Raw genomic sequence first — 6,388 nt, 5'->3', positions numbered from 1 at the left:
GTCGAACTGGTCGATCTCGAGGCCGTCCGGGCGATCGAGATCGGTCCATCCCATCTCCTCGACGAAGATCCTGTGGCGCAGGCGATGGACCGCTTCCCAAAGGTCGGGACGCTCCATCAATTCCTGAGTGGTGAGGGAAAAAAGCATTAGCCGTCTCCTGGGCTTAAGAGGAAGATACGGCCGGGCTTTCCCGAAAATATTACGCGATCGCGTAGGCAAGAATTTCTAGGCCAGCACGGCCGACCTGGCTAATATAACCTCGCCCAATGGCGTCCGCGACAGCTTGGACCCGTTGGCGGCACCGAGTTTGCTTTTGCGTTAAGAAAGCATTAGCCGTCTCCCGGAAGGAGATACGGCCGGGCTTTCCCGAAAATGTTGCGTGCTGGCGCAGGCAAGCATTTCCAGGCCGAAACGGCCAGCCTAGCTAATATAGCCACGCCTGATCGCCTCGGCGACTGCCTGCACACGATTGGCGGCGCCGAGTTTGCTTTTGGCGTTAAGAAGGTGTTTCTCGGAGGTGTGCTCCGAGATGCCGAGGATCTGCGAGATTTCCCACTCGGACTTGCCGACCGCGGCCCATTGCAGGCACTCGCGCTCGCGCGGCGTCAATTCTATGTGATCGATGACCTTGCCGGCCATCGTATGAAGCTGCATGGCACGGCCGACGGCGTAGGTCGACACCAGCGAGACCATCCCGAACTCGGCTTCCGACAGCTCGACGGACTCGCCGCCCAACGAGACCATGACGATCTGGCCGTCGAGCGTGACCAACGGGAAGGCGAGACCATCGCGCAGCTTGAACTCGCGGGCATCGCCCATGACCTCGTCGCTGCTCTTGTCGATGATGATGGCCTGGGAGGCCTCCCGCCACTGGAACGGGGCCTGCAATTGCTTCATGTGGCTGACGACCGGATCATGGTCGACATAGTTGCGCGCCACGTAGCGCTCCAGCCACTCGCCCGGCCAGTCACAGAGAAGCACATGATCTTTCTGCTGGCTGCGCGGCGTGCCGGGCTGCGGCACGGTTCCGGCCATCAGCGCCGTCAGCCCGAAATTCGAGGTGACGCCGAGCAGCCGCTCGCACACCGCCGCGGCAGTGTTGGCGCGCTGCAATTGGTCTATGTATTCCAGAGTTCTATCGAACATGCTCATCGCAACATCTACCCCATGTTGCTTTTGCTTCATGACCGACGGTAGATGCCCGAACCACCCTTCGCCATCAACCCCCGCATCGCAAGCTTTTTCGTGACGCCGGTGACCTCCCCCGTTGCCGGCGCGCATGCTGCCACTTGCAGATGTGCTAAACCATACGCCGAATTCGCCCGTTTGAAATCAAAAACCGTTGTGCCTGCACTGTTTTCGTACGAAAAGCCAAGGAACATGACTGGGCGGAACCTTATCGTGACTTTCCGGTGGATATTTCTGGCCCTGATCTCGGCGCTAATCGGGGGGGCGCCGCTTGCCGGCGCGACTCAGGCCGCGGAGCCGAAGGTGCCAGTGCTGTGGGACGCCAAGGAACGGCTGCCCAAGCCCGACCTTTCCGCGCTGCCGCGATTGAGATTCCTCACCACCACCGATTTTCCGCCGTTCAACTTCCTCGACGGCGCCGGCCGGCTGTCAGGCTTCCATATCGACCTGGCGCGGGCGATCTGCGCGGAACTCGGCATCGTCGAGAAATGTCAGATCCAGGCGCTGCCCTGGAACGAGTTGGAAGGCGCGCTGCAGAAGGGCGAAGGCGAGGCGATCATCGCCGGCATCGCGGCGACGCCGGAAAGCCGCGAGAAATATGCCTTCTCGCGTTCGTACCTGCAGTTTCCGGCGCGCTTCATCATGCCGAAGGCCAAGGCCTTCACCGAGCCGATCCTCGACAAGCTGCGCAGCAAGCGGGTCGGCGTCATGGCAGGCTCGGCACATGAGAAGATGCTGCGCGACTATTTCAGCACAGTGCAGGTGGTGCCCTTTGACAACCCCGAGGACCTCTACGCCGACCTCAAGGCCGGCAAGATCGATGCCGCCTTCGGCGACGGCATGCGCTTTGCCTTCTGGCTGGGCGGCTCGAATGCCGCCGGTTGCTGCCGCTTCGCCGGCGGGCCGTATCTGGCGCCGGAATATCTGGGCTCGGGCATGGCGATCGCCACCAGGGCGGGCGACCCGGCACTGGCGGCAGCTTTCGACTATGCGCTGCAGGAAATCTCGATCAAAGGCATCTTCGCCGAGTTCTACCTGCGCTATTTCCCTGTGAGCTTCTTTTAGGTCAGCGTACGCAGGCGCGCCTTCGCCGCGCGCGCTATAGCCGCAACGGTCAATGTGTCGAGGTCGAGCTTGAGGCGGATGAGCTGCAGCACCCGCACCTCTTCCATGCGCATTTCGAGATCGACGGCGGCCACTTCGAAAGCGGCCGCATAGGCGGTATCGCGGAGCCGCTCCGGCAATGTCTCGGCGACACGCGCAAGCACGCCTTCCAGCCCAGCCTCGTCATTCAGCGCCTTCTGGCATTCCTGCGCCACCGCGACCAGCCTGTCCTGGTTGAAATCGATGAACACCGGCCACGAGCGGACGACGTCGCCGATCCGCGCCAGCTCGACATCGGTCATGTCGCGGTCCGAAGCCGAGGTGATGACCATCAGGTAGATCATGGCTTCGTGCGGCGTCAGTGAACGCATTCAAAACTCCTCGATATTGGTGCCCTCAACGTAGGGGCCTCGTTGTGGCGCCGCAAGGAAAACCGCCGCAAATCGTTGACGCTCCGGCCCGTCGCGCCTAGAGACCGGTTTGAAAAATCTTTGGTGCCGCCAAGCCGGCACATGAGCTGGAAAGTGACATGACGGGATCAAACATCATCGATCTCAATCCCGAGATGCTTGCGGCTACCGCCGAAAGCAAGGCGTGGCCGTTCGAGGAAGCCAAGAAGATCATTGCGCGCTACAAGGACAAGGATTTCCCCGAGACCGTCCTGTTCGAAACCGGCTACGGCCCGTCCGGCCTGCCGCATATCGGCACCTTCGGCGAGGTGGCGCGCACCACGATGGTGCGGCACGCCTTCCGAGTGCTGACCGGGGACAAGGTCAAGACCAAGCTGCTCTGCTTCTCCGACGACATGGACGGGATGCGCAAGATCCCCGACAACGTGCCGGATCGCGCAGCGCTCGAGCCCTATCTGCACAAGCCGCTGACCGCCGTGCCCAATCCATTCGGCGGCGACTATGCGAGCTTCGCCGACCACAACAACGCGATGCTTTGCCGCTTCCTCGACACGTTCGGCTTCGACTACGAATTCGCCAGCGCGACCCAGTATTACAAGTCCGGCCGCTTCGACGAAGTGCTGCTGCGCGCCGCCGAGCGCTATGACGAGATCATGGCGGTGATGCTGCCGACGCTTGGGCCGGAGCGTCAAGCGACCTACAGCCCGTTCCTGCCGATCTCGCCGAAGAGCGGACGCGTGCTCTACGTGCCGATGAAGCATGTCGATGCCAAGGCCGGCACGATCACCTTCGACGACGAAGGCTCCGAGACCACGCTGCCGGTCACCGGCGGCAAGGTGAAGCTGCAGTGGAAGCCGGATTTCGGCATGCGCTGGGCTGCGCTCGGCGTCGATTTCGAGATGTTCGGCAAGGACCACCAGACCAACGCGGCGATCTACGACCGCATCTGCAACATCCTTGGCGGCCGCGCGCCCGAGCATTTCGTCTACGAGCTGTTCCTCGACGAGAACGGCCAGAAGATCTCGAAGTCGAAGGGCAACGGTCTCACCATCGACGAGTGGCTGACCTACGCGCCGACCGAAAGCCTCGGCCTCTACATGTACCAGCGGCCGCGGCAGGCCAAAAAGCTCTATTTCGACGTCATCCCGAAAGCGGTCGACGAATACTACGCCTTCCTGTCCGCCTATCCGCGGCAGGACTGGAAGGAGCGGCTCGGCAACCCGGTCTGGCACATGCATGACGGCAACCCGCCGGCGATCGACCTGCCGGTGCCCTTCGCGCTGCTGCTCAATCTGGTTAGCGCCTCCAACGCGCATGACAAGGCGGTGCTGTGGGGCTTCATCTCGCGCCATGCCCCCGGCGTGACGCCGAAGACGCATCCGGAGCTCGACCGGCTGACCGGCTATGCGATCCGCTACTTCGACGACTTCGTAAAGCCGACCAAGGTCTATCGCGCCGCCGACGACGTGGAGCGCGAGGCGCTGGCGAAGCTGTCGGAGGCGCTCGGCGCGCTCCCGCAAGGCGCGGACGGCGAGGCGATCCAGAACGCGGCGCTCAACGTCGCGCGGCGGATCGAGCGCTATCAGGACCATTCCAAGCAGAGTCCGGAAGGCGGACCCGGCGTGTCGGTCGCCTTCTTCCAGATGATCTACCAGGTGCTGATCGGGCAGGAGCGCGGACCGCGCTTCGGCTCCTTCGCGGCGCTTTACGGCATCGCCGAGACGCGCGCGCTCATTGAGCGGGCGCTGGCTGGTCAGTTGGCGGCGTAACGGCGCTATCTTCCGCCGGCAGGATGGAACTCGGCGCGGCTGGCGCCGGGGCTGTAGCGGCCGGGAGCGCCGGCAAGCCGCCAAGGTTCGGGGCGGCGCCGAAAATGCCTTTCTTCGCCGCGCGCGCCTTGTCGCCCGCCTCGGCATAGGGGCCGCCTTGCGCAGGTCGCGCCCAGCCGTTTTCCACCAGCCACTGGCCGACATCCTTGTTGCCGACCCAGCACTCGGTGGAAACGGCGCCGCGCTCGCCTTGCGAAGGCACGGCGCAGGCCACTGTCCGTCCGCGCAGGAAGGCACGGAATGCGGTCCGGGCACGCGCACCGCACGCCCAGGATTTGCCTTCGTCGTCGTTGCAAGTCTCGTTGTCCTTCACGACGTCGATACCTGAAACGGTGACAGAATAGCCTTTCGACTCGATAACGCCTGCGGCGGAGGCGACGGGCTGGAACAGCTTGCTGCCATCCTGGCCATCCGGCATCTTCGATTTGCGCGGCTTGGGCGGGCCGGCCAGCGCCAGATCGCTGAGCGGCGCGCGTGGTTCGACCCGCTCGAGCGCCTCGTCGGTCAAATCGGGCGGCGCCACCACCTCGGGATCGATCGCCCGCGAGCGCGCCGCCGGCTTTGGCGGTTGCGGAGCGGCTGGTGCCAGAATGGCTGAGGTCGCCGATTCCTCGGGCGCCGCTTCGGTGCCTTGCCCCGGTACCGTATCGGCGACCGGATCGATCTGGTCGACCGTGACGACGCTTTCGCTGCCCTTCAGCGAGCGGCCTCCGGCGACGACCATCGCCGCCATTGCCGGAACCGCCACAAGCGCGAGGGCAAGATGGGGGACCCGCACCAGCCCGGACCTACTGGCTGGCCCAGACGATCCGCGCCACCCATTCGACATCGCGCATCGGGATGTCGCGGTCCGGGTGAGCGGGATTGAGCGAGACCAGCACGATCGCCTTGGCGGTCTGCCGATCGAGCACCTTGGCCATGACCTCGCCGGCAGTGGTCTTGACGACGACGCGGTCGCCCTTGCGCGTCGGCGCCCCCGGCTCGACGATCAGCACGTCGCCGTTGCGGTATAGCGGCAGCATGGAATCGCCCTGAACCTTCAGCGCATAGGATGTTTCCGCCGCCCGCGTCGGAAGCTCCACCAGATCCCAGCCCTGCCCCGAGGGATAGCCGGCATCATCGAAGAAGCCGCCGGCACCGGCCTGGGCAAAGCCAAGCAGCGGCACGGCCGTGCGCTGCGGCGCGGCGGAGCCGCTGCGACCTTCGACCAGCCCTGTGAATTCATCCAGCGAGGCGCCGGTGGCCTCGATGATCTTGGCCAGCGATTCGGTCGAGGGCCAGCGCGGCCGGCCGTCGGAGGACAGGCGTTTGGATTTGTTGAAGGCGGTCGAATCGAGACCCGCGCGCCTGGCGAGACCTGAAGCGGACAGCGAATAGCGCTCGGCAAGAGCGTCGATTGCGGCCCAGACGCGATCGTGTGAGAGCAAGTTCGCTCTCCCTTTGAAACAGGAAAAAATGCCTCAACGCTGTCTAGCGCGCGGCTGGTTGATTGTCCACTGGCGAAGCGTCGGATCGCCGACAATCAGGCTCGCTTGGCCTGCTCGCGCAGATTCCGGTGCGAGACCATGAACGCCCGCTCGGCTTCAGTTGGCGGACGCGGCTGCGCGGAACGGCCAAGTGCCGCCACGACCTCGTCGATGCCGAGAAAGCGGCCGCCACGCCGGTCGTAGACGCCGCCGGTGGTCAAGATCAGCGCCGCCGTCTCGCCATTGTCGAGGACGAAGCGGTGCCTGCCGATGACCGAGGTGCCTTCCCAGGTCTCGATGGAGGACACAACCTCGAAACGCCGCCACAGCCTGATCTCGCGCACATAGGTCACCTGCAGGCCGCCGATCATCGGCGCCCAGCCGTTGCGGC

7 protein-coding genes and 1 pseudogene are annotated in these 6,388 nt (G+C 64.3%); 2 read left to right on the top strand and 6 right to left on the bottom strand.

From position 1 onward, the window contains the following. Positions 1-147 (bottom strand): annotated as a pseudogene (locus tag EOA38_RS24515) (acyl-homoserine-lactone synthase); the annotation flags it as partial. Positions 148-420: 273 nt separating this feature from the next. Continuing rightward, positions 421-1,152, bottom strand: coding sequence for a LuxR family transcriptional regulator (locus tag EOA38_RS24510; protein ID WP_127300443.1), 732 nt, complete (start codon positions 1,150-1,152; stop codon positions 421-423). A 228-nt stretch (positions 1,153-1,380) separates the two neighbouring features. Here EOA38_RS24510 and EOA38_RS24505 point away from each other — a divergent pair, with 228 nt between their 5' ends. Beyond that, on the top strand, positions 1,381-2,253 hold the full coding sequence (locus EOA38_RS24505) for a transporter substrate-binding domain-containing protein (protein WP_127300442.1): 873 nt from the start codon (positions 1,381-1,383) through the stop codon (positions 2,251-2,253). On the opposite strand, the gene EOA38_RS24500 is transcribed toward EOA38_RS24505, so the two are convergent. Beyond that, on the bottom strand, positions 2,250-2,663 hold the full coding sequence (locus EOA38_RS24500) for a tellurite resistance TerB family protein (protein ID WP_126090294.1): 414 nt from the start codon (positions 2,661-2,663) through the stop codon (positions 2,250-2,252). The genes EOA38_RS24505 and EOA38_RS24500 overlap by 4 nt on opposite strands. Positions 2,664-2,821: 158 nt before the next feature. On the opposite strand from EOA38_RS24500, the gene EOA38_RS24495 reads away from it, so the two are divergent. Then, the gene (locus EOA38_RS24495; protein ID WP_127300441.1) at positions 2,822-4,471 is read left to right on the top strand and encodes a lysine--tRNA ligase; all 1,650 of its coding nucleotides are present in this window, start codon (positions 2,822-2,824) and stop codon (positions 4,469-4,471) included. Here EOA38_RS24495 and EOA38_RS24490 read toward each other — a convergent pair. From EOA38_RS24490 to EOA38_RS24480, 3 genes are all read right to left on the bottom strand, one after another. Next, on the bottom strand, positions 4,434-5,309 hold the full coding sequence (locus EOA38_RS24490; RefSeq protein ID WP_292040152.1) for a thermonuclease family protein: 876 nt from the start codon (positions 5,307-5,309) through the stop codon (positions 4,434-4,436). The two genes, EOA38_RS24495 and EOA38_RS24490, sit on opposite strands and share 38 nt — an antisense overlap. Positions 5,310-5,319: 10 nt before the next feature. After that, the gene (locus tag EOA38_RS24485; RefSeq protein ID WP_126090297.1) at positions 5,320-5,958 is read right to left on the bottom strand and encodes a helix-turn-helix transcriptional regulator; all 639 of its coding nucleotides are present in this window, start codon (positions 5,956-5,958) and stop codon (positions 5,320-5,322) included. A 95-nt stretch (positions 5,959-6,053) separates the two neighbouring features. Then, positions 6,054-6,388 (bottom strand): thioesterase family protein (locus tag EOA38_RS24480; protein WP_145966053.1); only part of this gene is annotated, 335 nt, incomplete at its 5' end.

The sequence above is a fragment of the Mesorhizobium sp. M1E.F.Ca.ET.041.01.1.1 genome (genome assembly GCF_003997355.1).
Taxonomy (GTDB): domain Bacteria; phylum Pseudomonadota; class Alphaproteobacteria; order Rhizobiales; family Rhizobiaceae; genus Mesorhizobium.
This window is presented reverse-complemented; position numbering and strand designations above follow the sequence as displayed.